This is a genomic window from Halobacteriovorax sp. YZS-3-1 (assembly GCF_047084945.1).
In the GTDB taxonomy this organism is placed as follows: Bacteria; Bdellovibrionota; Bacteriovoracia; order Bacteriovoracales; family Bacteriovoracaceae; genus Halobacteriovorax_A; species Halobacteriovorax_A vibrionivorans.
The window spans coordinates 2,046,811-2,073,619 of the sequence record NZ_JBKIYI010000001.1; the positions used below are offsets into that span (position 1 = coordinate 2,046,811).

Annotated in this window: 20 protein-coding genes; 7 read left to right on the forward strand and 13 right to left on the reverse strand. The window is 36.2% G+C overall.

The genetic code is table 11. From position 1 onward, the window contains the following. Window positions 1-84: 84 nt before the first annotated feature. Window positions 85-2,961, reverse strand: a complete 2,877-nt coding sequence (locus ACMAZI_RS09705; protein ID WP_412473267.1) for a tail fiber domain-containing protein — start codon at window positions 2,959-2,961, stop codon at window positions 85-87. A 158-nt stretch (window positions 2,962-3,119) separates the two neighbouring features. Here ACMAZI_RS09705 and ACMAZI_RS09710 point away from each other — a divergent pair, with 158 nt between their 5' ends. Then, window positions 3,120-4,070, forward strand: coding sequence for a hypothetical protein (locus tag ACMAZI_RS09710; RefSeq protein WP_133296995.1), 951 nt, complete (start codon window positions 3,120-3,122; stop codon window positions 4,068-4,070). A gap of 5 nt (window positions 4,071-4,075) precedes the next feature. Here the strand turns inward: ACMAZI_RS09710 and ACMAZI_RS09715 are convergent, their stop codons facing one another. The 3 genes from ACMAZI_RS09715 to ACMAZI_RS09725 all read right to left on the reverse strand — a co-directional run bounded on the left by ACMAZI_RS09715 (window position 4,076) and on the right by ACMAZI_RS09725 (window position 5,639). After that, on the reverse strand, window positions 4,076-4,237 hold the full coding sequence (locus tag ACMAZI_RS09715) for a hypothetical protein (RefSeq protein WP_158536930.1): 162 nt from the start codon (window positions 4,235-4,237) through the stop codon (window positions 4,076-4,078). 144 nt (window positions 4,238-4,381) lie between these two features. Continuing rightward, complete coding sequence (locus ACMAZI_RS09720) at window positions 4,382-5,068, reverse strand: FKBP-type peptidyl-prolyl cis-trans isomerase (RefSeq protein ID WP_115363888.1); 687 nt, start codon at window positions 5,066-5,068, stop codon at window positions 4,382-4,384. Between the two features lie 91 nt (window positions 5,069-5,159). After that, window positions 5,160-5,639: a ribonuclease H family protein gene (locus ACMAZI_RS09725; protein WP_115363977.1), complete on the reverse strand. Its 480-nt coding sequence runs from the start codon at window positions 5,637-5,639 to the stop codon at window positions 5,160-5,162. Between the two features lie 239 nt (window positions 5,640-5,878). Between ACMAZI_RS09725 and ACMAZI_RS09730 the strand changes: the two genes are divergently transcribed. The 5 genes from ACMAZI_RS09730 (at window position 5,879) to ACMAZI_RS09750 (ending at window position 15,307) form a co-directional block, all read left to right on the forward strand. After that, on the forward strand, window positions 5,879-6,565 hold the full coding sequence (locus tag ACMAZI_RS09730) for a M14 family murein peptide amidase A (RefSeq protein WP_115363890.1): 687 nt from the start codon (window positions 5,879-5,881) through the stop codon (window positions 6,563-6,565). A 429-nt stretch (window positions 6,566-6,994) separates the two neighbouring features. Further along, on the forward strand, window positions 6,995-7,834 hold the full coding sequence (locus tag ACMAZI_RS09735) for a hypothetical protein (protein ID WP_115363892.1): 840 nt from the start codon (window positions 6,995-6,997) through the stop codon (window positions 7,832-7,834). Between the two features lie 26 nt (window positions 7,835-7,860). Further along, on the forward strand, window positions 7,861-13,308 hold the full coding sequence (locus tag ACMAZI_RS09740; protein WP_412473266.1) for a zinc-dependent metalloprotease: 5,448 nt from the start codon (window positions 7,861-7,863) through the stop codon (window positions 13,306-13,308). A 776-nt stretch (window positions 13,309-14,084) separates the two neighbouring features. Continuing rightward, window positions 14,085-14,435, forward strand: coding sequence for a histidine kinase dimerization/phospho-acceptor domain-containing protein (locus tag ACMAZI_RS09745; protein ID WP_412473265.1), 351 nt, complete (start codon window positions 14,085-14,087; stop codon window positions 14,433-14,435). 110 nt (window positions 14,436-14,545) lie between these two features. Then, the gene (locus ACMAZI_RS09750; RefSeq protein WP_412475120.1) at window positions 14,546-15,307 is read left to right on the forward strand and encodes a hypothetical protein; all 762 of its coding nucleotides are present in this window, start codon (window positions 14,546-14,548) and stop codon (window positions 15,305-15,307) included. Window positions 15,308-15,365: 58 nt separating this feature from the next. On the opposite strand, the gene ACMAZI_RS09755 is transcribed toward ACMAZI_RS09750, so the two are convergent. The 9 genes from ACMAZI_RS09755 to ACMAZI_RS09795 all read right to left on the reverse strand — a co-directional run bounded on the left by ACMAZI_RS09755 (window position 15,366) and on the right by ACMAZI_RS09795 (window position 24,816). Continuing rightward, window positions 15,366-16,202, reverse strand: a complete 837-nt coding sequence (locus tag ACMAZI_RS09755) for a ferredoxin (RefSeq protein ID WP_412473263.1) — start codon at window positions 16,200-16,202, stop codon at window positions 15,366-15,368. A gap of 53 nt (window positions 16,203-16,255) precedes the next feature. Further along, the gene (gene truB / locus ACMAZI_RS09760) at window positions 16,256-17,218 is read right to left on the reverse strand and encodes a tRNA pseudouridine(55) synthase TruB (RefSeq protein WP_412473262.1); all 963 of its coding nucleotides are present in this window, start codon (window positions 17,216-17,218) and stop codon (window positions 16,256-16,258) included. Between the two features lies 1 nt (window position 17,219). After that, window positions 17,220-17,576, reverse strand: a complete 357-nt coding sequence (gene rbfA / locus ACMAZI_RS09765) for a 30S ribosome-binding factor RbfA (protein WP_115363901.1) — start codon at window positions 17,574-17,576, stop codon at window positions 17,220-17,222. A gap of 15 nt (window positions 17,577-17,591) precedes the next feature. Next, complete coding sequence (infB, locus tag ACMAZI_RS09770; protein ID WP_412473261.1) at window positions 17,592-20,363, reverse strand: translation initiation factor IF-2; 2,772 nt, start codon at window positions 20,361-20,363, stop codon at window positions 17,592-17,594. A gap of 33 nt (window positions 20,364-20,396) precedes the next feature. Beyond that, window positions 20,397-21,809: a transcription termination factor NusA gene (nusA, locus tag ACMAZI_RS09775; protein ID WP_115363905.1), complete on the reverse strand. Its 1,413-nt coding sequence runs from the start codon at window positions 21,807-21,809 to the stop codon at window positions 20,397-20,399. A 16-nt stretch (window positions 21,810-21,825) separates the two neighbouring features. After that, a complete protein-coding gene (rimP, locus tag ACMAZI_RS09780; protein WP_115363906.1) occupies window positions 21,826-22,341 on the reverse strand; it encodes a ribosome maturation factor RimP in 516 nt (171 codons plus the stop codon). 157 nt (window positions 22,342-22,498) lie between these two features. Further along, complete coding sequence (locus ACMAZI_RS09785; RefSeq protein ID WP_120404659.1) at window positions 22,499-22,987, reverse strand: GNAT family N-acetyltransferase; 489 nt, start codon at window positions 22,985-22,987, stop codon at window positions 22,499-22,501. Between the two features lie 18 nt (window positions 22,988-23,005). Continuing rightward, window positions 23,006-23,491, reverse strand: coding sequence for a hypothetical protein (locus ACMAZI_RS09790; protein WP_412473260.1), 486 nt, complete (start codon window positions 23,489-23,491; stop codon window positions 23,006-23,008). A gap of 38 nt (window positions 23,492-23,529) precedes the next feature. Next, window positions 23,530-24,816, reverse strand: a complete 1,287-nt coding sequence (locus ACMAZI_RS09795) for a helix-turn-helix domain-containing protein (RefSeq protein WP_115363912.1) — start codon at window positions 24,814-24,816, stop codon at window positions 23,530-23,532. A gap of 211 nt (window positions 24,817-25,027) precedes the next feature. Here ACMAZI_RS09795 and thrS point away from each other — a divergent pair, with 211 nt between their 5' ends. Then, entirely contained in the window at window positions 25,028-26,770 is a 1,743-nt protein-coding gene (gene thrS / locus ACMAZI_RS09800) for a threonine--tRNA ligase (protein ID WP_115363914.1), read from the forward strand. Window positions 26,771-26,809 lie beyond the last annotated feature (39 nt).

Consider the following 26,809-nt stretch of genomic DNA (forward strand, 5'->3'; position numbering starts at 1 on the left):
TCAGAACAGAAAAGATTGTTTTTTCAGATACTTACATAGACACAATTAAGGCAAATCGCCCAGATACTCTGGCGAAACGCTCAACTACTGACAGAACTCAAAGTTCGAATTTAGGCTACAAAGGGCCTTTTTCATCTGCTTATTCTCATCTTTAAGCTCTTTAACTTGATTTTTTAGGACCTCATTATCTTCTTTTAATGAAGCAATTTGACGAGTGTTTTCAATTACACTTTCACTCATTCCTTCACTCATCGTTTTATACATATCAAGATTCTTATCCAACTCTTTTACCGCTTCAATTAATGGAGAAACTAAAACAGCATAATCCACGGCCAGCCATCCTTCACTATTTTCAATAACGGCCGTAGGAAATTGTCTTTGTACATCTTGAGCGATAACACCAATAGAATGCTTGCCAGGAGAAACAGACTTTTCATTCCAATCAAATTCAACTCCATTTAAGGCTTTAATTTTATCTAAGGCATTATCAATATTGACGACATTATCTTTTAATCTTTTATCTGAAGTACAATTTGTTGCACCAGCTCCGCCACCAAGAGTACAATCAGTTGAGCCTTCAACTCTTAAGTTTCCAACAACATGAAGTCTTTCAGTTGGAGCAGCTGAACCTATCCCCACGTTACCAGTGCCCATAATTTTCATTCTTTCTGCGTCATCTGTATAAAAAGATATCGGTAGAGCTGAAGTTACACTTCCTCCAGTATTAATATTACCGAGGTGAATTCCTGTTGAATCATCAACTAGAATTTCAAAGTTATCATCTGTTCCACCTTTAAAAACAACTTCATTTGATGCACCTGTTGCAACAACGCGATCGCTTGCAGTTAAGACTCCAAAAGTCGCTGTACTTGAACCAGTGATACTGTTGACAGTAATTGTATCTGCTGCAAGATTTCCACCTGTAATAGTGGCCCCTCCAGTAAGAGAAGCAAGTCCTGAAACAAGTAGTGTTCCACTAATATCAGCATTACCATTATTATCTAAAAGACCTGTATTAGTGATTCCTCCCTCAGAAACAAGAGAATCAACTGTAGCAACGGCATTCACATCAATAGTATTATTAAAAACTGACGTTCCACCTTGAGTTAAGCTACCAGTCATTGAAACATTTGCAAAACTAGATGTACCAGCTACTGTTAAATTATTATTTATTTGTGTATCACCGCCTACAACTAGTGTATTCGTCGACCCATCAGCAATTGCAGAGTTTCCAACAAGAAGTCTACCATCATGAGTGAGAAGCATATTTTCTTGTAGAGTCGATGTTGTATTTGCAGTTGTAGAAAAACTTAATTGAGTACCAAGGTTTGTTGCTGAAAAGCCTTCAGTTGCAGTTGCTCTAATTGAAGCACTATTAGCAATACCTGTACCGACATCTCCACCAAAGTTGAATTGTCCAAGAACATCTCCAGAGCCAGTATTTGCTGCTGCTGTCGTTGTTCCTCTCGAACTTGCAAGATTTATTGAAGATTGATTTCCACCATAAGAATAAAATTGTCCAACAGCATCTGCAGCATTACTTCTTACATCAAGTTGTGCTGTTGCAGTGTAATCACCAGAATTTGCACTATGGCCAAATGATAAGTAACCATTCTCATCATAGATTACATAATCAGAAGTTACAGATTGAAATGCCACATCTCCTGTACCGCTTCCACCACCACGGATAGTCGTCGTTCCAGTATTTGTCATATTAGTTGCATTTACATTTGTTATACCTGAACCATCACCTATAAGAGCTGCTGCAGTGATAGTGCCATCAACATCAAGATTCGTTGAAAAACGGCCATTACCATAAGTTTCAAAAGTATATGAACCAGAAGGTGTTGATCCGATACCAACTTCTCCATCCATTGAAATATAGAGTTCTGCATTATTCCAGAAGTCTGGATCTAGACTCCCCTGACGATCAACATCAATGAAGAAATACTCTGCTTGGTCTTGATTAGTATTTGTCGTACTAAAAATTCCCATCGTAGCATTCTGTTCCTGTCTTAAACCAAAAGACATTGCTCTTGACCAATTAGATGTAATTCCAAAAGGAACATCACCACCAATATTAAATAGAATACTATCTTCTGCTGTTGCAGGGCTTACTGTTGCACGGCCTAAATTAAACTTTGCAGGACCTGCTACTGGATTCTCCGAGATCGTTACTTGTCCAGTACCAGTGCGAAGAATATCTGATCCACTGACACTCCATGGCCCAACATATGAGCCACTTCCTGATTGAAGATCCCACTTTCCAGTAATGGAATTAAAACGAATAATATCACCTGCTGTATAGGTTTCAATATTTCCATCACCATTAAGATCACCTGTTACAGGTGCAGCATCATTGACGACATAGAAGTCACCATTATTTAATCCACTGATTGATGGTTGTGTAATACCTCCACCTGGATCAACTTCAATACGGCCAAGGTAATTACTACCTCCCGTATAATTAACAGCAACCCAAGAAGTTCCATCATATTGAAGGACCTGGCCAGCTGAAGAAGCACCAAGAGAGCTTAATTTAGAATTCGTAATACTTCCGTCTTGAATTTTACTTGTAGAAATTGAATCATTTTGAACATCAAAACTAATACTCGTTGTCGATTGTCCAAAAGCATCAGTTATCACTAAGTCATAAATGAAGCCACTTAAAAGCTTCATTCCATTTGGTACTGATAATCGAAGTGTATTATTTGATTTAGATAAAATATTAAAATTGATAACTTGAGGGCCATATTTTGACTTAACTGAAGTTACTGTCGATAAATTAGTACCATTAATTGTCATTTCATTATTTGATACCTCTATTAAAGACACCTGATGCCTTTTTGAAATATCAGTCGTATCTGATGAATTAACGTCACTACGCCCTGTGTTTGTCGTAGGAACACAAGCAATAAGCGACATAATCATGAATAGAAATACTAAATGGTTTACTTTCATATATATAAATCCCTAATTTCATATCGGAGATTAATATTCAAAGTTAAATCTTATTCTAAATAATTAATATTACTGTATCAATTATCTCGGATAACAATAGAATAAAGGAGTATTTTTCAATGATTTCTTAAAGTTGGCTTTAGTAATAAAATATTAATATGAACGCTCATAGTAGAATATTGCAAACCATCCTTGCCATTACCCTCACTCTTGGACTCATTGGTAGTGCAAAAGCTGAAAGTAAACTCAATACAAATCTCGTCGTTGTTCAAAATGTCGCAAACGATGGCCTATCATTTGTTATTCGAAAAGGTAGACAAGACAATATTGTAAAAGGACAAAACTCTCTTTTTTCAAGTCGAAATATCTCATTTACAGCAAGGGCCATCTCCATTTCAAGTGAATACTCCCAATGGATTGTAAATGATAACAAAATTAAAGTTCCATTTGAAAAAGGCCAAATTATCACTGTTAACTACTCTCCTGAAAGAGTCTGGTTAGAGATCCCAAAAATTATGGGAGATAAAAAGTACCAACAGATGCTTGCAAAAGAAGAAGCTTCTTTAAAAGAAAGACAATATCAAAAATACGATAATCGATTTGAATTATTCTATGCCAAATACCAAGGTTTAAGTGAATCGACGACAGATAGTTCAAATAATGATGGAACTAGAGTTAGCGACAGCTTTCGACTTAACTACGCCATTCCAATTAACCAAATGTTTCAAACAATTCTTGGTGCAAGGTATGACGTGGATCTTCTAACCCTACTAAATCCAAATGTAGAGCAAGAAACAAGAAGAATGCTTGCCACTGCAGGTTTAAAAATAAACTTTTCAAATGATTGGAGTTACCGATTTAGTTACTTTGTTCAACTTAGTGCTGGCTTTGGCCGCTCAGAAACTCTTATCCAAAATACAGCAAGGACAGGAACGGCCTTAGTTCTTCCTTCAGTTGGTCTTGGCCTAGAATACAAGGTCTCAACAAGCCAGTCCTTAATTTTCAAGTTAAACTTTGATGCAATCCAAGCAAACGAAGCTTACGCTGACGGCTTTGAGCAGTCCACAGACCTAACAATGTTAGGACTTAGCGTAGGTTATGCTTTTTAAAAGGATTATTTCTTAGAGTCACCTTCACCATCGTGAGGAATTGAAGGTTTAATGATCATCTCCATAATATATTCGATAAATGACTTCTTTGCGCTTACTTTATCTGCGGCCATAGCTGAATGAGAAATTGAAGTAACAATTAAAACTGTAGCAATAAGTAGTTTCATCTAAATCCCCTTCTAGGAAATATTCATTATTTATAAGATCAATAATTATAGATAAACATATAAAACACGTCTTGTCACATTCGTAAAAATAAAAAAGGCCCTCATTTTCAGAGGGCCTAATTTATTTCAAATTTTAAGTATTTATTACTTCTTAGCTGGGCCTTTTACTTCAATAAGCTCAACTTCAAAAGTAAGAGTTGCTCCACCTGGAATTGAAGGAGGTGCACCTTGGTCACCATAAGCAAGCTCAGATGGAATAACTAGCTTAATTTTTCCACCTTCACCAATTAATTGCATCCCTTCTGTCCAACCTTTGATAACACGGTTAAGTGGGAATTCAATTGGCTTATTTCTCTTATATGAAGAATCAAATTCAGTACCATCTCTTAAAGTACCTTTATAGTGAACTTTAACTGTATCAGTTGGCTTAGCTTTCTTGCTAGAACCAGCTTCAATGATCTTATAAGCAAGACCTGATTCAGTCTTCTTAGCTCCTTCTTTTGCAACGAACTCTTCTAAGTACTTTGCTCCAGCTTCTTTCTCACCTTGAGAAACTTCACTCATTCTCTTGTTTACGATATCTCTAAATTTGAATGCAAATGTTCTAGTATCAACATCTGTCTTCTTTTGTGAAATACCATCGCGTACACCTTGAACAAGGTTAGCAATTTCTTTGTCAGTAAGTTTAAAGTCCTTAAACCTTTGTCCATAAACATGTCCAACTGAATAGAAGATTTTGTCATTTTCAGTTTCTGGTTTAACTTCAGTATTTTTACTACATGAAATAAGGAGAATTGGCGCAATTGCCAGCGTTGTTAATAATTTCTTCATTTAACATCCTTTGTATAATTCTTTGAAGATTCCATTAATATTTAACTAATAATATAAATAGGTTAAATTGCTTTAGTCTGGTTTTCAAGCCTTAAATATTTTCATCCATTGCCTTATTTGCCAATAGGTCACAATGCTCATTTTGAGGATGGCCACTATGCCCTTTTACCCAACGAAATTGGAGATTAGAAAACTTCCCCGCTATTTCATCAAAACTTTGCCATAATTCTATATTTTCTGGAGTTTTCTTGTCAGCTTTTTTCCAACCGCGAGACTTCCAACCTGGTACCCACTTTGAAATACCATCAACAACATATTTTGAGTCACTGTAAAGAAATGCAGCGTGTGATAAATCTAGGCCTTCTTCCTCAAGCTCATTAGCAAGGGCCTTTAGTGATTCAATGGCGCCTGTAAGCTCCATTCGATTATTAGTCGTTTGAAATTCAAATCCAGAACTTTCAAAAAAGACAACGCCATCTGGTCTTTGTCCCATTGCTCCCCAGGCACCTGGACCAGGATTTCCACGACATCCTCCATCACTATAGACAGTGTAGGCTCCAACCGCTTCCATAGGCACGCTAAAACCACTAGGATCACTTGAAACTCCAGTGTCAACTTCCTCTAGTAAATCTAGGCTCTCTCTTAATTGGGCGATTGCATCATGATCTTCTTGTGTGTCTAGAACATTTTCTAAATAATCGAGTGTCTTTATAATTACATTTTTCTTCATATTTTCTTTTCCATATCCTTTTAAGGCCCTAAGTATAAAACTTCATTTACAAAAAAGAAAACTTCCACCACAATTTCTTTATGAAATTTACGAAGCTCGAGTCTGGAAAATCAGTTAATAATCAAGAAATCACTGCATTTCGTAACGAAATAGATAGTGATCGCTATATTTATCTTATGGCCGGCGTACACGGTGATGAAATTGAAGGCGTACACTGCCTAAAAGAATTATATTCATGGCTTAAAGAACAGAGTGAAGAGGCCATAGACCTACCGCTTGTGGTTATTCCAATTGTTAACGTTGATGGTGTTCAAGCTGGTACTAGAGTCAATGCTAATGGTGTCGATCTAAATCGAAACCTACCGACGGCAAGTTGGGACCCTAATTTTGAACAAGATAAGTATAATCCAGGCAAGGCACCACTTAGTGAGCCTGAAAACCAGTATTTAGATAAATTATTTAAAGAATACCCACCTGCATTTATTCTTTCCATCCACTCTTGGAAGCCAATTATTAATTATAATGGTGATTGTAAAGATGTGGCAGAGCTCTTGGCCAAACATAATGAATACCCTATAGCAGATGATATTGGATATCCGACTCCAGGGTCTCTTGGGACATATGGAAGCATCGATCTAAAAGCTCCTGTTCTTACATTTGAATGTCCTACTGTGGATACAGGAATAACTGTGGAAGAGGTATGGCAAGAAAATGAAAAGGGCTTTAAAGCAATTTTAGAAGAGCCTATTCTTAAGCGCTTCCTCTAAATATTTACTCTTTACCATTTCTTAAGCTTCCTTAAACAATCTTAAGTCAATTTCGATGGCGGCGACTCCGTTAATAAGACATACTCAGAATACAGAGACAGTGCATAGCATTAATCCGTGTTTATTTTGGTTTAGTCTCATTTAGGCCCATATATCCCTCATAATCCCTCTCTCTTATTTTGGGCCTAGGTGTAACGGAGGCCGTAATTCTTCGGCCTCCCTTTTATCAACTACTTACAATTATTATTTAGCATATTTTGTGATCAATTTTTTCACAATGCATGTAGTTTTTCCAAAAAGCCCCTATTTAAGCCTCATTTCGATAATATTGCATAAATGGTCGAACCAGTTCTTACTTGAACAAATGGCATAGTAATTGCATCAAGTATTGAACTTAATTCATTTTCAGGACGAAGAAAAGGAGCCAAAGTGACACTAAATAAGTGTATGTCATTAATTTTACTATCGGCAGTTGCAACATCAGCGGTGGCGCAAAGTAGTACCGGTAGCATCGAAAGTGTCAAAAAAGGACCTAATACGGCCAAAAGTTGGACAGCTAGAATAGACTCAACAGTTTATCGTGACCTTCTAAAGACATCAGAAGCGGACCATACAAGTGGTATGACTAATTCATTTCGCTTTAGTTACGCAACAGATATTGGAAGCTTCACATTTAAAACATCAATGAGTAAGAGCTTTGTTGATGAAAGAAAATCAAATATCAATGATTCATCTTTCTCATATTCAAGAAAAGCTGCAAGACCATTTGAAGGAGTTGTTTCATTTGGAAGTATCTCAGCAGGTATACCAACAAGTAAGGTTTCAAGAAGAGCAACTAACTTAAGAACGAAGCTTTCAATAAGTGAAGGCCTTTCAATCTCAGATAGTGTGACGAGAGTAAAAAACTTATCAGCACTTCTGATCTTAGCTGCTTCAAAGAACTTTCACGAGTATAAGACTTCACTTTATGGTACATCGAATACTTCATATTCTGTGTCTTCGATTGCGTACTTAACATATTCATTTACTGACTCGTTTTACTTAAGTCTTGGTGGAACATATGCCAAGGGTTGGACTTACGAAAATAATACAAAAGACCTCTATTCATTTTCACAATCAATGGGATATAGCTTCTCGCCTACTTATAACTTAGAAGTTGGGCATGAGTTCGGAGGAACTCCTCTTTCACCAGATGGGAAAGATGTTGAGATCGACCTATTTGATGAAAGAGAGTCATCAGTATACGCAACACTAACAATAAAAATATAGAAGAAAGAAATACACAAGAAGGACAAATGGTTAATAAAACAAAGGTAGAAAACAAAATGAAAATCAAAAAACAAAAAAGATTTGGAATGCTAAAAGGTATTACACATGCTTTAGCAATGGCCACAATCCTTTCAGGGTGTGCAAAAACACTACCGGACAAAGAGCCAGACTATGCTTACGAAGAGTACAGAACTAATAACTCTGTAACGGCTGCTAAAATTATTGTTGAATCTAGTGCAATTGCTACTCAGGAAGAACTTGCAAAAAATAGCATCAGTACAGAGATGATTGATGCAAGTGTTGGTAGCGAAGCAAAAGAGCTATACTCAACGAAAATCGTTAGCTCTAACGATAAGCAATACAATGTACTTGTAAAAGACCTTCTTATCTTCTCTGAAAAACCAGGAGAAAAGTTTGAGATTACATTTGACCTTACGACAAACTACCTAGTTGCATACCTTTCACCAGTTGAAGGAGACGTTAAATCTTTTAGTGCATCAAACAAAGTAATTAGAGATGTACTTCCTGTTAAGGCTTCTTCTTTAAAGCGAATCCCTATTTTTCAATATGGAGTCGACTTTTATGAGAGAGAAAATAGAAAGAATGACCTTGAAGAAAAAACAAGACACATACAATATGTTGAAAGAGATCGTTCTGAGTCAAGTCACTTTAAAGTAGACTATCTTGTTAAGAACAGAACTTATACTGGCGTTTTTGGTATGGATCAAAAAGAGATCTCTACAATCTATCGTCGAAATAAAATAGAAAATGATGTTTTCACTGTAGCAGATCTTGAAGCGAGGCTTTTTAACAACAAAGATGCTTTCACAAGATCTGAAATTGATGGTCGTGAATTTGAAGACAAAGACCTTATAAAAGTAATCATTGATGATAAAACATCAAAAGCATACTTTGCTAGAGTTATTAATAGATCAGAACTTACTGACAATGAAGCAGAGCTTGCTAGAGCAGAAAAATACAATGTTCTATTCACAAAGTGTGATGCTGAAACTGCAAAAAGAGTAAAAGCACCACTTGCAGACTGTTTCTTAAGATCAGAGATTTCAGAATCAATTAAATACGTTAAGTTCAAATATGATCTAGATGAGAACGATGAAGTCCTAGCAGAAACAAAAGTATCAACAAGTACAGATGCTGAAGGCGCTAAATTTATCCAATTAGAAAAGGACTCAAAGCCAGAAGTTGTTTTTCCACAGGATATTAAAGAAGAGCTAAGTACAGCATGGCTTTCACTAGAAAAATTTAAAAATCAAACATTTACGTTTAGAAGAGTACTAGAAGATGCTCCAAATATCTTTAACTATACATTTGCTGGATCAAAATCAGCTTGGCACGTTGAAATTGTAAAATTTGATTTCGAAAAAGATAGAGTTGCAATTAGAAGAAGCGCTCCTCTACTAGACAAAACAGGTACAAGCGATCTTGATACTGAAATTCTATTAGAATTTGAAGCTGAGTATTATAGAAAAAGTCAAAATGACAATGGTGGGATTGTATACGTTCCATCACACCATAATGATGAAAGAGCTTTTGCTGTTGTTAACCTTAAAAATGACAAGGTTAAAAATGTACAAACAGCTCTTGACCCATACCTTATGAGTGCATGTACAAGTGGAGTTATTCCTGGTCTTACAGAAGTAAAGAATATCTCTCAAGTAGTTGATGGGAAAGACAATGTACTTAACTGGTCAACTCAAAAGACTTATAAGAAAGGTAATGAATTTAACTGTGCAGACTATGGTGGAGACTACCTAGGTCCACAAAACGAAACTCTTACTTTCAAAGAAAGAACAACTTTCATGAAGTATGAGCACAAGTATAATAAGCCAGAGCAAGACTTATCATATGAAGTTCAAAAGAAATTCAACTTTGGTCTATTCACAGGTTCTAAACTAGTTCCAAAAGGATATACTGAACAAACAAACGACTTTGACACTTCAGTTGGCCTACCAATGGTTTTTGATATCAAAAACGGTAAGACAATTGAATACGTCCTTACAGGTATCCCTTCAAATGAATACGATTCAGAAGGTAACCTTGTTAAGAAACTGACAAAGACAGAGCTAGACCTTAGAAATAAGATCATCCTATCTTCTAAGAAAGTTATTAATGACATCAACACTGGTTTCAGACGCGCTTTCAAAGGAACGCAGTACGAAGGTCGCGGTGATGTTATTACACTAAAGATTGAAAAAGATGGTTCTATTCCAGCAGGAACAAAGAACTACACAGTTGATTATACTCTTGATGGGCAAGAACAATCAGTAACGATTGAAGTTGTTGAGAAAGCTCACCTTGGAGATCTACAACGTAACCACATTTACTGGGTACAAAAAGCGACTTCAAGCCCAATCATTGGTCTTGGTGGTCCATCATTTAACCCGGTTAATGGTATCGTAGAATCAGCTTCTGTTTACCTTTATGGTGGAAACATGAAATCATCAATTGATTGGATGATTGAAAAGGCAAAAGCAGAGAAAAACTTTGTTAAGAATATGACTCCTTCAAGACAGCTTAAGCAATTAGTTGCTGAGTCAAATAAAGCAGCTATTCAAAAAGCACTTGATGAGCACAATGCAAAAACACAACAATCAACTCAACCATCAGCTGATGGAACAGATGTTGAAGTAGAAGGTGAAGTTGCGACACAAGATGCGAAACAAGAAAATATTGTTTCACACCGTCACGGTATCGCTCACCATAAGTTAAAATCGAACCTACTTAATAACATTAAGGTTCCAAATATTAACTCTCGTATGTCATCAATTAAGGATGCACATCGTCTTATGAAGGCAGACTTTGCTGCAACTTCATATGACAAAGATGAAGTATTTGAAAGATTTCCAAGAGCTAAGAAAGCAGAAGGTCTAAAGGCCCATAAAGCTTGGAAAGCGATTGCAAAGCAAGATGAAGTTGCTCTTCAAGAAGCACTTCACGGAGAGAACTCTCCAGAAGCAATCAGTGCAAAAATCCTACACTCAATGGAATACAGAAATGGTGTAAAGACACCAGTATGTAACCACCAAACTGCAGACTTTGCATTGAGCAACCTTGCTAAGAACTACGATGTTCTAGAAATGGCAAAAACTGACGAAGGCAAGAATGACATCCTAATCGATATCTGGATGCCAACACTTGCACACGAAATTGGCCACAACCTTGGTCTACGTCACAACTTCGTTGGATCATTTGATAAGAAGAACTGGCTATTCCCAGGTGAAAAAGAATCTAAGAGAACTTCTTCATCTGTTATGGACTACACGATTGATGATCATGCAACTTATGATGGACTAGCTCCATATGATGTATATGCTCTACGTGCAGCTTACGCTGGAATGGTTGAACTTGAAGGAACTTCAAATGAGAAGAAAACTTCAACAACAATTAATGGTAAAGAAGTTAAAGTAACTTCAGTAGAATCAGAATTTGAATCAGGGCTTTACTACCACCTTGTAAAAATCCAAGATGTATTAGATGCATTGACAGATGAATCAGGTAACCCTGCTGCAATTTCAAAGCATACATTAATGGCCGAGGCAGGTCTTAAGAGAATTAGATTCTGTTCAGATGAAGATGCTGGCCAGTCGCCACAATGTCAAAGACATGACTATGGATCATCTTTTGAAGAAATCGTTGATTATGAAATCAAAGATTACCGTCTAATGTATGAGTATATTTACTTCCCTGGAAAGCGTAAGCAATTCTACGGTGGAGCTGCATTTGGTTGGTTAATGAATAAGTTCTACAAATTAAGAATGATGAATGAAGAGATCTTCTACCATCTAATTCTTTCTCCAGAGCTTTATGATCCAAGTGTAGATCAAGTTGCTCACGATGCGACAACTAATGACTTAGTAAATGGAACAATTAAATCACTATTCTTCCTTCAGTCTGTTGTAGCTACTCCAGATATCGCACCAGGTGCAGGACTGGATACTGAAGCACAAAGAAATAAGCGTTTTGTACAAACAATCGTTCCTTCTCAAACGAAAGTAACGGCAGAAGACGGAACACAAATTGATGTTCAAACGCAAAAAGCAATGGTTGTTGAAACAAAATGGAATGACTCTTATTCACTAGATGCTGACTCTTACAGAGCTAAGAACCGTGGTGTTGAGTGGGATAAAGCAGCTGCTCTAGTTGCTCTATCTGAGTCTGAATCATACTCTTACAAGTATCGTTCAAACTCATTAAGAATTCCATACCAGTTACTTGAGCAATACCTATTTGGTATCGATATTGAAAACTCAATTGCTCAATCAACTATGACTGAAGTTCTATCTGGACAAGTTACACCACTTGTATACGATCCAGACACAGGAAGAAACGTACCTCTTACTAATGGAGCGTTTACTGTAGCAGTTGATGAAGTTGAAACGAACTACGCTGCAATCGGTGGTCTAATTTACGGACATATCGATACATTTGAGCAAACAGCAAACCCTGCTAGAGCATTCTGGGTAAAACATATTGCTCAAAGTGACCTAGTGACTAGAAATGTTGAAGTTGAAGGCCAAATGTATGAAGTTGCTGAAGACTTTGTGGCTGAAAAAACAAACCACAGAGAAGCTTATGTTCCATATGCAACTGATTCATATGTAGCAGGTAATATCATTCAAAAAGCTAGTATCATGCAATTAATTTCGCATGATGATAGATGGGACTCATTATTTAAAGAATGGGAGCAGGCCCACATTTCAGCTCTAGAGCTTATTAAAACTGAGCCAGCTGAAGCAGCAACAGTAGAGTCAATGAACTTCCAAAAAGGAGAACTTGAAGCTGCAGCCGCAATTGGCGATACACAAACGATCCTAGCAGAACTAGAAAAATACTTTGCACAAGTACTTGCTGTATCTCAGTCATCTAACCAAGAGACTAAGATTGAAGGTATCAAGGCACAAAGAGATCTTCTAAAGAAAGCTGGTAGCTACTTCATCTCTGCAAAGTTTGCAGGACTAATGAATGAGCTAGGTTTACAAAATGTAACGATCGATACGATTAACCAAGTTGTAAGTAGAGCAATTGTTCCAATCGTACAGAATGTAGAATTCTGTCGATTATCAGACAACTACTGTCAAACAATTGACTTAGTACAAATGGGAAGTAGAAGTAATAAGAATGCTTACCTAAATAATAAGCTTACTAATACTTTAAACAACTTCTCAATGCCATCTATCAACGATGATGGTCAGGTTGAATTATTTGCTCCGGTAATCACAAAGATTATCCAAGGGATGAATGCCAATGAGAATGTTAAGTTTGGAGATGTTTTTGCTAGAGAAGCAAATGAAGGAACTCTTCAAGGAACATTACAAATGGATCAGTTAATTGGTGATGCGATTAGTGAAGCTAGAATTACTAAAGATGTTAATAGCTTCTACGGAGATATGAAGAGAAACGTAAAGCTTCTTGGTTCATACTTTAGAATGATAAACGGAATGGAAGGTAAATAACCTAACAAACCGACTACCAATAAATTTGTTCTTTAATTAGGCCCCACCTGTCCAGTGGGGCCTTTTAATTTGTAGCACCTATATCATAAGCTACTAACGCTACCGAGTCACAAAATACCGTAATTACAACAATCTTAAATTTACCTAATAAAAATATAACTTTTCACCATGCGACATTTTAATAATCAATTGTTAGATTAGTTATAGAAGGGTTTCATAACAGAATTAGTTTTGGAGTTTTTATCAAATTAGATCGTTTCAACTATTTTTACCCGAAACAACTTATACAGCTTGAAGGACAAGCTGCTGTTGAAAAAACATACGAAGCCAGAATAATCACATTCATTTTACTAAGTGTTTTATTCACTTCTTTTACATCTCTTATTTTATTTTTAACCCTATTTAATCTTCCAAAAATCTACCCCTATAGTGCAGCACTCATTTCGACATTAAGCCTCTGCTCCATATATATTTATAAGAAACACAACAAGATACTTGCTGCACAAGCTCTACTCCTATTTCTTCAACTTGGAGTGATAAATACATTCGCCTTTATAACACAGTCTCACGCATGGTCTTTATTGATATGGTCTTACCTATTATTTTTAACATCAAATAAGATCATCAAGTTTACGATACCATTTTTAGGATTTTTAACTAACATAATTACTATTAGCTATTTTTGTTACTACGCAGCACCACTTGATGATTTCCAATATAAGACAATTCACTTTCTTGGAAATATATTACTTCCCTCAGTCCTTTACATCATACTTATGACTTATAAGAAAATTATCGACAGTGATAAATACAAACAATTAAAACTACAACAACAAAAAGATACCATTTCTAAAATGATCATTACTCTTAGTCATGAAATTAATAACCCACTGGCAATTGTAAAAATGTGTTTAACACGACTCGAAAATGAGCGTTCACAGGACCTAATAGAAAGATGTGATAAGAACCTGGAGCGTATTATCGAAATTAATCGTCTTATCAAAGACCTTCAGGATTTTGATGAAGTTAAATATGGTGAAACAACTACCATGTATGACATTTTTAAGAGGATAGAAATCGATAGGAATGGAAAGTTTAAAAGACTGGAGGATGATTTATTAAATTAGATATTTCAAAATATATTTACCCAAAATCAATCCATCAATATGAAGGTTTTGAAAGGATTAAAAAATTACATGAAGCAAGACTCGTTTTGTTTACAAATACATCATTATTTTTGATTTCAATTATTCTAGGCTATTTGATATTTAGTCAGCACGGACAGATTAAAACTGATAATGTAGGAGTAATTTTAATATTTCCATTAACGGCTCTGGCCTACTATCAATATGTAAAACACGATAATAAAACATATTTTGAATTTGTCTTGATAGCAGTTTGTTTAATACATCTTAATTTGCGCGCAATAGCTCTAGGAGCAAGAGCGTGGCTTTTACTGCCTTGGGCCTTAACAGGTTTCACTATAACCGCATACACTGTTGGTCAGAAGAAGGCATTAATCGCCTTAATAACAAATATCGTTATTATGTCTTATTGCTCATATATGCGAGTCGATTATATTGAGGATATTACCTTTCTAAGTATGTTATTTATAAATATCATTATCCCATCATTTGTCATGGGATCTATCGTCTACTTTAAAAATCTTATAGAAGAACAAAGGGCAAAAGAATCCTCGATCTATCATAAAAGAGAAGTTACATCAAAAATGATCTATGTACTTTCTAGTGAAATAAATGATCCACTTATGGTAGCAAAACTTAGTCTAAAACGTTTCAAGGAATCTCATAATCCAGACTTTTTAAAAAAATGTAATCAAAGTGTTGATCGAATAACTGCCATATTAAAAAAAGTAAGACGAATAAAGAACTACAAACAAGTACAAACAAAGTTCAATAAAGAACAACTCAAAACACTAGTAACAAAAGAAAAAAGTAAACTTGCAAGAAATCAAAATGATAATCATCAATTTAAATAATAAAAAAAGGCCCTCAAAAAAGAGGGCCTTGTATATAGAAAAAGTTTTAAATATTAAATTATGCTTTTTCGAACTTGATAACTTCAGTTGGACAAGCTTCAGCAGCTTCAAGAATCAGAAGTCCATTATCAAGAGGAGCATCTGGACGAATAACACAATTTGTATCAGTAACTTCAAATACCTCTGGGTAAATACCTTCACAAGCATTACAAACGATACATCCCTCTTCAATCCAAACTTTAGATACTGCAAAGTTCTCTTGAGCAGCATCTCCACCACCGTTACCAGCGAACTCACCAGCAAATTGTGGGTTAGCAGAAATTCTTAGTCCTACAGGAATATTTCCTTCAGGAATAGGATCTGCAATAAATGAACGAGAAGTTTGATGATAAAACTTCTTAGGCTTCTCATATCCAAACTCTCCATTAAACTCTTCGACAGTCTGAGTTGCTCCACGATAAGCTTCAATAAACTTACGCGCCTTCATTTGACGTGATTGAGTAATACCTTCTTTAGACTTAATCTCAACTTCAACAGTTGCAGAGTCTAGGTTTTCAATATCTAAAATATCTTTGAAAGCAGGTCCAAATTTAACTTCTACTGCGAAGTCTGAGTCTTGTGCAGCATAATCACTTGAAACTGTTACCTGTGTTTTCTTACCAAATGGGTTAAATAATCTAACCACAACATGGTTAAACTTTGCTGGCTCTCTTGAATTATTCCAACGGTAACCGAAAGCAAAGCTCTCATCATCAGAAGCTTTTAATACATCTAATTTTGACTTTCCAAATAGAAAGAAAAAAGCACCTGAAAGAAGGCTTAAAATACCAAGTTGGACAATCATCCCTGTTACAACTAATAATGCAATAGCTAGTGCAATTAAAGTAGTATTCACTTTATCTCCTTAAATTCCTTATATATTTTTCCAAAGTATAGCATGATTTAAAATTATTCGTCTAAGGAATTACATATAGTTAAATCGATTTTATCTAACGCAGCAGGACTAAAACCGACTTTTACCTTTAGTTTTCCTTCATCAATGGCCCCAAGGCCAAGTGTTTGATTATTTGATCTGACCCAATATAGGCCATCCGTCTCATTCTCTCTCTTTATCGTCATTCCGTTAGCAAAACTAAGGGCATCCTTATCATCTAGCTCAAGTAACTGAAAATTGATTAAATCAGTGATAGGTTGAGCATGATTCAATAAAAACTCTCGAAAATCAAAATCATCATCATTAAAAATATCAAGTTTAATTGAGCCATCGAGATCAATACCAGCTGAGTTTGTTCTTCTTAGCTCCTCAAGTGCTCCTCGTGTTCCAAGCTTAATGGCCAGATCATCAAAGAGAACTCTTATATACGTTCCTGAAGAGACGCTAACACGAAAGATAACAGTATCCCCTTCAAAGCTTAGAAGCTCTATATCGTGGATATGACGCTCGACAGGAGGCTTTTCGATGATGATGCCTTCTCTTGCCCATTCATGTAGAGGCTTACCTTCATGCTTTGTGGCCGAAAAGGCCGGTGGGCTTTGCATATAAGGCCCTACAAATGATTCCAAGGCTTCTTTTACGTTTTCATAAGACAGTGGCGGAATCTCAACCCTTTCCATCGTGCCATCTTCAGTATCAAAATCACCAGTTGGCGATAAGAAGCCAAGGCGTCCTGAAGCGATATACTCTTTAGTTGAAACTTGAGTGTATTGATTTAAACGAGTAGCTGGACCAATTCCAATAACCATGAGTCCGGTAGCAAATGGATCGAGTGTTCCAAAATGGCCAATCTTTCCAATATTCTTAGGGAGCTTTCTTTTAAACTGTCTAATAACGTCAAAGGAAGTTATTCCCTTAGGCTTATCGACCTTAAAAAAGAAAGGCCCAAAAATTGGGCCTTTAAACTTTCGTGCCATATTAGTATGACTTTCCTTTTTCTTTTTCTGACTTAAGCAGCTGTTCAATTTCTTGCTCGTCTTCAAATTGCGAGTCATAAACAGCAGTTAGAGATGGAGTGTGTCTAACCTTAAGTGTTTTTGCCAAATGAGTTCTCATTTTACCTAAAGCTGACTCCATTGCTTTTGCAATATCACCTCTTCGAGAAGGATCAAATGTATCCCAGTAAAGAGTTGCTACTGAGAAGTCAGGATTCATTTCAACTTTAGTTACTGAACAATAAGTGAATGCACTATTATCCAGACCAGTACGCAATAACTTATTGACTTCATTTTTTATCTGCTCTTCGTATTGCAGTTTTTTATTATTGCTACTCATGGCCTATCTCCAACATTAAAGAATCGGTGACTCAGACGTCATAACGTCTTCAAGTTTACGTTTCTTCTCTTTCATTTGGTATGCTTCAAATAGGTCGCCAACTTTAATATCATTATAGTTTTCAAGACCTACACCACACTCGTAACCATTCTTAACTTCTTTAACGTCATCTTTGAAACGTTTAAGAGAAGACATTTTACCATCAAACATGATCTTACCTTCTCTAAGAAGACGAACATTACATCCAACCATGATCTTACCGTCAACGACAACAGAACCTGCAATTGTACCAATTTTTGGAACAGAGAATGTATCGCGAACTTCTGCACGACCGATATACTCTTCAGTATATTCAGGATCAAGAAGACCTTCGACTGCAAGTTTAACATCATTGATTAGTTCATAGATGATTGAGTATGTTTTAATATCAACACCATACTGCTCAGAAAGTTTTCTAGCAGATGTTGCTGGTCTCATATTAAATCCAATGACAAATGCCCCAGAAGTATTAGCAAGTTCAATGTCAGAGTCACTAATTTGTCCAACTCCACCACGAATTACCTTAACTTCAACTTCAGGATTTGAAATTGACTCTAGTGCAGTTTTAATAGCTTCGTATGAACCTTGTACATCTGCTCTAATGATAAGATTAAGATCTTTTGTTTGACCTTCTTCACCAGCTGCTGTTGCAAAGAAGTCCTCAAGAGAAACCTTAGGTCCTTGAGTCGTCGCAGCAGCTTCAATTCTGATGCGCTCATCAATTCTATTTTGTGCAATCTTCTTTGCTTCTCTTTCATTTTTAACAACGTTTAGAACGTCACCTGGAGCCGGAGCCTCACTTAGACCAAGGATTTGAACAGGAGTTGATGGCCCAGCTTTTGGAAGCTGATTACCTCTGTGGTCAGTTAAACTTCTAGCTCTACCAAAAGTTTCACCTACTACAATTGAATCACCTTTTTTAAGCGTTCCTTTTTCAACAAGAACAGTTGCAACAGGTCCACGGCCATGCTCAATTCTAGACTCAACAACAACGGCTTCTGCAACACCTTTTGGATCTGCACGAAGCTCAAGAATTTCAGCTTGTAGAGCAATTGCTTCTAGAAGTTCATCAATTCCTTCACCTTTAAGAGCTGAGATATTACAGAATTGAGTATCTCCACCCCATTCTTCAGGTGTAATACTGTATTCAGTTAACGCTTGCTTGATACGATCTGGATTAGCTCCTTCACGGTCCATTTTGTTAACTGCTACAATTAAAGGCTTTCCAGCACTTTGAATATATTTAATCGATTCAACAGTCTGTGGCATAACACCATCATCTGCTGCAACAATTAGAATAACGATATCTGTGATATCTGCACCACGTTGTCTCATTGCTCCAAAGGCCGCGTGACCAGGAGTATCTAAGAACGTTAGTTTAGAATCTTTAACATCAACTGAATATGCACCAATGTGCTGAGTGATACCACCAGCTTCACCGTCTGCAATTTTCGCGTTTCTAATACAATCAAGAAGAGTTGTTTTACCGTGATCAACGTGACCCATAATAGTAACAACAGGAGCACGAAGTGGAAGTTTACTAACTTCTTCTTCAGAAAGTTCTTCTTTACCGATAACTGCATCTTCATCAAATGACTGATCTTCTACACGATAATCATAAAGCGCAGCGATTTGACCTGCTAATTTTAGACCGATGTAATCACCATTTCTAACAAGTAGGTTTAGATCAAGACACTTATCAATCATATCTTTTAGCTTAATTGATAACTTTTTAGCTAATTGCTCAGCATAGGCTCCACCATGAAGCTTAATAACTCTTTTTGATTCTTTAACTTCTGTTATCTCAGTTGACTTAGAAGGACCTGAATATTGTCTCTTCCTCTTAACTTGAGTATACATTGGACGGCCTGAGCCTTGAAGAGCAGCATATGACTTAAGCTCAGTTGTAGCACGTTCTTCATTAAGGGCTTGAGAACGATTAACATTCTTCTTAGCACTTAACATAGAAGCAAGACCACTTAGCCTACTACTTTTAGCGTCCTTCTTACCAGTGACACCTTTTGTACCAGGACCAGCTTTCGCATTAATGTCGTCTTCTGGCTTCTCTTCAGCTTTTTTTGCTTCACGAGTTTTTCTCGCTGCAGCTTTCTCTTTATCTTCTTTAGTTGGCGCTGAAACAATTCTTAAACCAAATGGTTTACCATCAACACCTTTGTCACTTTCTTTCTCTTTTGAAGAAGTCTCTTTTTCAACTTTCTTCTCTTGAGCTTCTGTTTCATCTTTCGATTCAGCAGCTTTAGATTCTTCAGAGCTTTTTTCAGCAACCTTAGTTTCTTTTGCCTCAACTACCTTTTCAGGTTTTTCTGCAGAAGCTTCAGCAACATGTACTGTAGTTGTCTCTTCAGTGCTTTCATCAACAGATGGTGTTGCCTCAGATGATTTTGAAGAAGCCTTACGACGAACAACTGTTTTCTTCTTACGAGTTACAGTTTTCTTTGCCGGCTTATCTTCACCGTCTTCTTCGTCTTTACTAGCTGCTTTCTTACGAACAGTAGTCTTCTTAGCAGTCTTCTTCTTGGCCTTTTTCTTCTTTGTTACCTTCTTCTTTGCTGGAGCATCTTCGCTCTTAGCACTAGCGCCGGCTAACTCTTGCCACTTTGTGATATCATCGTCCGATAATACCGACATGTGGTTTCTTACGTTAAAGCCATGGGCTTTCAGTTCCTCAACAAGATCGAGAGGCTTCTTTCCGATTTCATTGGCCAATTCAAATATTTTCTTAGGCATTTTGTCTCCGTAGTATGACTACAATTTTATAAATTATTTAATTTTAAATGCAGCTAATTCTTCTCTTAGTCTTCTCTCAGCTTCATTAAATTTATCAGAGCCTTCTTCTGATTCCTCACCAGACTCTTTATTTATGATACCTAGGTATCTTGGTACTGCTGATGCAGATACCAGCTCTTCTTCACCTTCAGGTTGAAGTTCAATTGTTCCTTCTTCAACAAGCTTTGCTGCTTCATCAATTGCCGCTTGAGCAGCAGCTTCATCAACACCAGTCATTGAAGCGATTTCGCTTGCAGGTGTTGCCATGAAGTCACCAATTGCCATGATGCTATTTTGAACAAGTACTTGCGCCATTGCATCTGAAACAGATGGAATTTGAAGTAAATTTTCAACGGCCTTATTAACTTTCTCTTGAAGTTTTGTTTTAGAGATAATGTTAATATTGTATCCCGATAACATCGCCGCAAGGCGAACGTTTTGACCACGTCTACCAATTGCAAGAGATAGTTGATCTTCTTCAACGATCACATCCATTGATTTAGAGTCATGATCAATTGAGATATTTTCAATTTCAGATGGAGCAAGTGCTGCAATAGCAAATGTTGCTAGGTCATCGTTCCATCTTACGATATCAATTTTTTCACCTTGAAGTTCGTTAACGATATTTTGAACACGAGATCCCTTCATACCAACACATGCACCAACTGGGTCGATATCTTTATCAACTGATTGTACAGCAATCTTCGCTCTCTGACCTGGCTCACGTGCAGCAGATTTAACTTCGATTGTTCCATCTTGAATCTCAGGTACTTCTACTTCAAATAGCTTAACTAAGAACATTGGAGATGTACGAGAAAGTCTAATTTCAGGACCTCTGTTCGTCATCACAACTTCAGTTAAGTATGCTTGAATTCTATCACCTGGATTAAATTGTTCACCTGGGATAATTTCTCTTCTTGAAAGAACTGCATCGGCCTTACCAAGGTCAACGATGATATTCCCTCTTTCATATCTTCTAGCGATACCAGTTACTAGATCACCTTCTCTGTGCTTGAACTCAGAGAATAGAATTTCTCTTTCAGCATCACGTACTTTTTGCATAATAATTTGACGAGCAGTTTGAACATCAACACGAGTAAAATTAGGGTTTTCAATTTTAATACCTAATTGATCTCCTACCTCTACGTCTTCATCTAATTCTCTTGCATCAGAAAGATTGATCTCAATAATTGGATCTCTTACATCTTCAACAACATTCTTATATTGAAAAATCTCTACATCGTCATCATCGTCATTATAACGAGTTTCATATTCACCTTGAATTCCAAACTTCTTTCTAGCTGTTACTAAGAAAGCTTGCTCAATAGCGTTTACGATAATTGCTTTATCGATTCCACGGTCTTTACCTAATACATCAATAATTTTACCTAATTCTGAGAAACTCATTTTTTCACCTCAATAGTTACACTTCTGGTTCAAGTGCTACCTTATTAATATCATTTAAATTTAATTTTAAATCAAAGTCACTGTCGAGATTAACTTCTATATAGTCATCTCCAACATCATTTAAAACACATAAAACTTTCTTAGTATTGGCAGTTTTTTTATCAAAGTTCTCACCTTGAAATAAGTCACCAAACTTCTTATTTAATTCAACGAGAATTCTTTGTCCCTTACTTAAGTCAAAGTGTTCTCTTGTTTTAATTTTACGAAACATTCCAGGAGAAGATACTTCTAAGACAATATCATCTGGTATCCAGTCAGCACTCTCCATAGGCTCACTAAAAGCACGATCAACTGCCACACAATCTTCGATCACTGCAGTATTCGTTTCTTTATTCATTATATAAACGCGTAAAGTTTTTGAACCTTTTATATATTCCATATCGTAAAGGTAGTAACCAGCTTCACTTACAATAGCTTGTGAAAGCTCGTAAAACTTCTTCTCTATACCTTTATATTCAACATTTAAATTCATTAAAATGTGCCTATTAATAAAAAAAAAGGGTAGCACTAATAAGTCTACCCGATTATATCTTGTTAAAAATTTAACTAATCGTTATTTACCCAGATTTTAAAAAAAATTATTCTAAATTTCTAAGTACCTATTAATTATCAGACATTTTGAAATCTTGTCAAGGTTTGTCACAATCCTGAACGCCCTGCATTATTACGGCCGAGTTACCATTTTGATAAAACCGCTTTTTTATATGAATCTGTTTAAGGCCCATTTTTTGATAAAATCCAATCGCACCATCATTATTCTCCTCTACTTCAAGGTATATATGAGGTTTACTGAAGCCTAACTCTACTGATGCAACGTGACACATTTGCTTAAATAGGGCCAAAGCTAACTTACGACGTCGGAATTTTTCATCGACAACGATTTTATAGAGATGGCAGAAATCTGGAGAAGACAGTTCAAATACACATAAAGATATAATTTCTTTTTTATTATTTTCTAAGGATTCTTGCCACAAGCAAACAATATTTCTTGAAGAACCTGCAAGCTCTTTCCAAACTTTCTTAGACCATGACCATTTAAAATGATCAGATTCAAAGTCTGATAACTTATCAACCATCTGTTCATCTAATTTGGCCAAGTATTCGAATTGAATTTTCATATTTCGACTACCTAGACCTTATAAAAATAGACGTGACTGAATATCTTTCAATATATGCGTACGGTAACTTGTTGACCTTTTCACAAGGCTTTCTGGAGTTATTATGTCTTTATTATTAATGAATGATTTATAGCGCTTTGCAAGCTCAAGATTTGTATTAAAGATTTGCTCGACAGTTTTTCTATAAGCCTTGGGAACCTTGCATTTTTCAAACTTCGGTGTTGATAAAAACTCATGCTCCAAGCTTAACAACTTCCCTATAAGCATTATCTTTTTAATTCTTTGTATTTGAGAGTCATTTGGTACCAGTGGAGCGGCTTCTACACCTTCCTGAGTTGAAAGTTTTCCAACTAATTCATAAAAATAATCTTTGTTCTTATTTTCATCTATAGAGCATTTTGAATACTGATACGCTTTTAAGAGGAAATTGGCTTCCTTGGTAAAATATATTTTACCATTTATAGAGAAAAGGGCCCTTTCTCGAAGGGCCCATGTATTTGTCATAAATAAAATTGAAATATAAATTAAAAATCGCATCTATTTTAAACTGGAGAACTGATATCAACGTTTGCCACGGCTTTACCAGCAGTAAGCTTAGTCTCCATTTGGTAGCGAATCTTAACATCTGGATTGAAAGTATATCCGTCTTTTCCGCGAATAATATACTTTCTCTTCGTATTACTATTATCTTTAGGTTCAATTAACTTTCTTAGACGAGAAATCGAAGTATAGATAAGCTTGTCGTGAATTAATGGATTGTACTCATCTTTCCAAATCTCTCTAGCAAGATCTTCTTTATCAAAGAAACTTCCGCGATTCTTAGCTAATAAGAATAGGATCTCTAGTAGAACAAAACGATGTTTGAAATCAATTACACCAATATTCTTCTCTTTTACTTTTCTATTGTTACGATCAAGGTAAATATCAACACTTGAATCATTAACTTCATGAATCTCGGCATCAAGAACATTTGTTAGACGCTTAAATGTCGTCGAATCAACGGCTTGCTTTGCTAGGTTATAATAAAGAGTTGCTCTATCGTAATCACCTTTAACTTTTTGAACCTGTCCAATTCCTAAAAGAATATATCCGTATAGGTTCCAGCACTTCTTATTTTGAAGGGTAATATTTGCAAGATTGAAATGCTTTAAAGACGCTTCAATATTGCCTGTGGCCATATGAATTTTTCCATATGTCATATGCATTGAACCACCTAAATACTCTTTATTAATAATTTTTAAAAGATTATCTAGTTGTCCCATATACTCGAGAGAAAGTTCAAATTGACCTCTGTTAAATGCATTATTTGCTAAAGCTAATAAGCATTTAGAGTGAAGATCAGGATCATTTTCCTCTTTAGATTTATTATAAGATAAGTCTAGGTCTTGATATGCTCCATCGAAGTCAGTTCGATATGACTTGATAAGACCTGAATAATAGAAGTATTCAGCTGATAGGCTTCCTAGATTCTCTTGAAGGTCATTAACAATGGCCTCACTATGTGAAATATATTTTTCGGCTTTTTCATCCTCTAATTTCTCGGCCGCAATACGAATGAGAAAACTTAGAATTTTTAAAACACGGTAATTATCCTGAGGACATTCAGCACAATCGATAGCTTTAAGAAAGTTTACTTCCGCCTTGTTAAGATCGGCCTTATCATAGTGAAGCTTACCAAGCTGGTAGTAAGCCTTTCCGACTTCTAGCTTAGTTAAATTATCTTGAGTTGGAATTAGCCCTTCACCAGAACCGACAAAGCCTAGAACATCTAAACTTGCTGATTCTTTTTGATTACTTGTTCCAGATTCTTGTCCCCCGACAATCTGCATATTTAACTCCCTATCGATTAATTTTCACGTTATTTGCTGTGAGAATTTTGTGGAATCTTACCACAACAAGTTCATATCATGTCATCATGCTACAAGTCAAAACAGTTCATTTTCATTAAAATATTTACACTCAAAATATTGATGAACCCTTTAATTATTTGATATTATGTGCATTTAAAGGACAAATTTTAGGCTTATTTACGGAGATTCAATGGCCAAATACGATTTAGATACTATTAGACACTCAAGCGCTCACCTTATGGCCCAAGCAATTTCAAGACTTTACCCAGATTCTAAAGTTCAATTTGGGGTTGGACCTGTTATTGAAAACGGTTTTTACTACGATATTTTAATGGATCAAACCCTTGGTGAAGATGATCTACCTAAAATAGAAGATATGATGAAAACCATCATTAAGGAGAAGCTTCCTATTGAAAGAAAGGTTATGAGTCGCTCTGAGGCTATCGATTTCTTTAAATCAGAAGGTCAAGATTTAAAAATAGAATTAGTAGAGGCCATACCTGAAGATGAAGAAGTTAGTTGTTACACTCAAGGTGAATTCATTGACTTATGTCGAGGACCACACGTTGAAAATACAGCAGATCTACCACAAGGCTTTAAATTACTAAGTATCGCAGGTGCATACTGGCGTGGTGATGAGAAGCGTGAAGTTATGCAAAGAATTTATGCAGCCTGCTTCATGGATCGCAAACAACTTAAGCAACACCTTATGATGCTTGAAGAAGCAAAAAAGCGTGACCATAGAAAATTAGGAAAAGAATTACAATTATTCCACTTTGAGCCTGTTGCTCCAGGTGCACCGTTTTTCATGCCTAAAGGTGCAATCATTGTAAATGAACTCACAAATTATATTAGAAGACTTTATCGTCTTTATGAATATGACGAAGTTATCACACCTCAAATCCTAGATAGTGAACTATGGCATACATCTGGTCACTACGAACATTATAAAGATGATATGTTCTTTTCTAAGATTGATGAGCGTGAGTATGCAGTAAAACCAATGAACTGCCCATGTCACATGCTAATGTATAAGCATTACAAGTATAGTTACCGTGACTTACCTCTTCGCTATGCTGACTTTGGCCGTCTACATAGAAATGAAAAAGCTGGGGCCCTTGCAGGTCTAACTCGCGTACGTTCATTCTGCCAAGATGACGCTCATATCTTCCTAGCACTTGAGCAGGTTCAAGAAGAAATTCAAAAGACAATGAAGATGATCTTCACTGCTTATGAATTATTTGGTTTTGATGACATTACAGTTAACTTATCAACTCGTCCTGAAAAGAAGGCCGGGGATGATAAGACATGGGATATAGCAGAGAATGCTCTTGAAGAAGCTTTAAAGAACTCTGGACATAAATACGTTATCAAAGAAGGTGACGGCGCATTTTATGGACCAAAGATCGATATTGAAGTAGCAGATGCAATTGGACGAAAGTGGCAATTGGGTACAATTCAACTTGATTTCCAACTACCAGATCGATTTGACTTGAAATTTACAACAAGTGATGGCGGCGAAGAAAGACCAGTTGTAATCCACCGTGCCCTACTAGGATCTCTTGAAAGATTCTTTGGCGTATTCACAGAGCACGTTGCCGGAGCATTCCCTTTTTGGATGGCACCAGAGCAAATTGTAATCGTTCCTGTAAATGAAGATGCGCATGGACAAGCAGCTAAAGAGCTTAAAGACATGCTCTTTGCTGAAGGTTATCGTGTAAGAGTTGATGATAGAAATGAAACAATGGGATACAAGACTCGCCAAATTCAAAAAGCAAAAGTTCCATTTATGTTTGTTCTTGGTGATCGTGAAATTGAAAACAAAGCTGTTTCAGTTCGTAAGCATGGTTCAAAGAAGTCATTTAACTGGTCTCATGAAGAGATGCTAGAAAAATTAAAAATGCTTGATAGCGAAAAATACCCTAAGGCATAAGCCTTAGGGGTCTTTTATATTTATTAAAGAGAAGGTTCC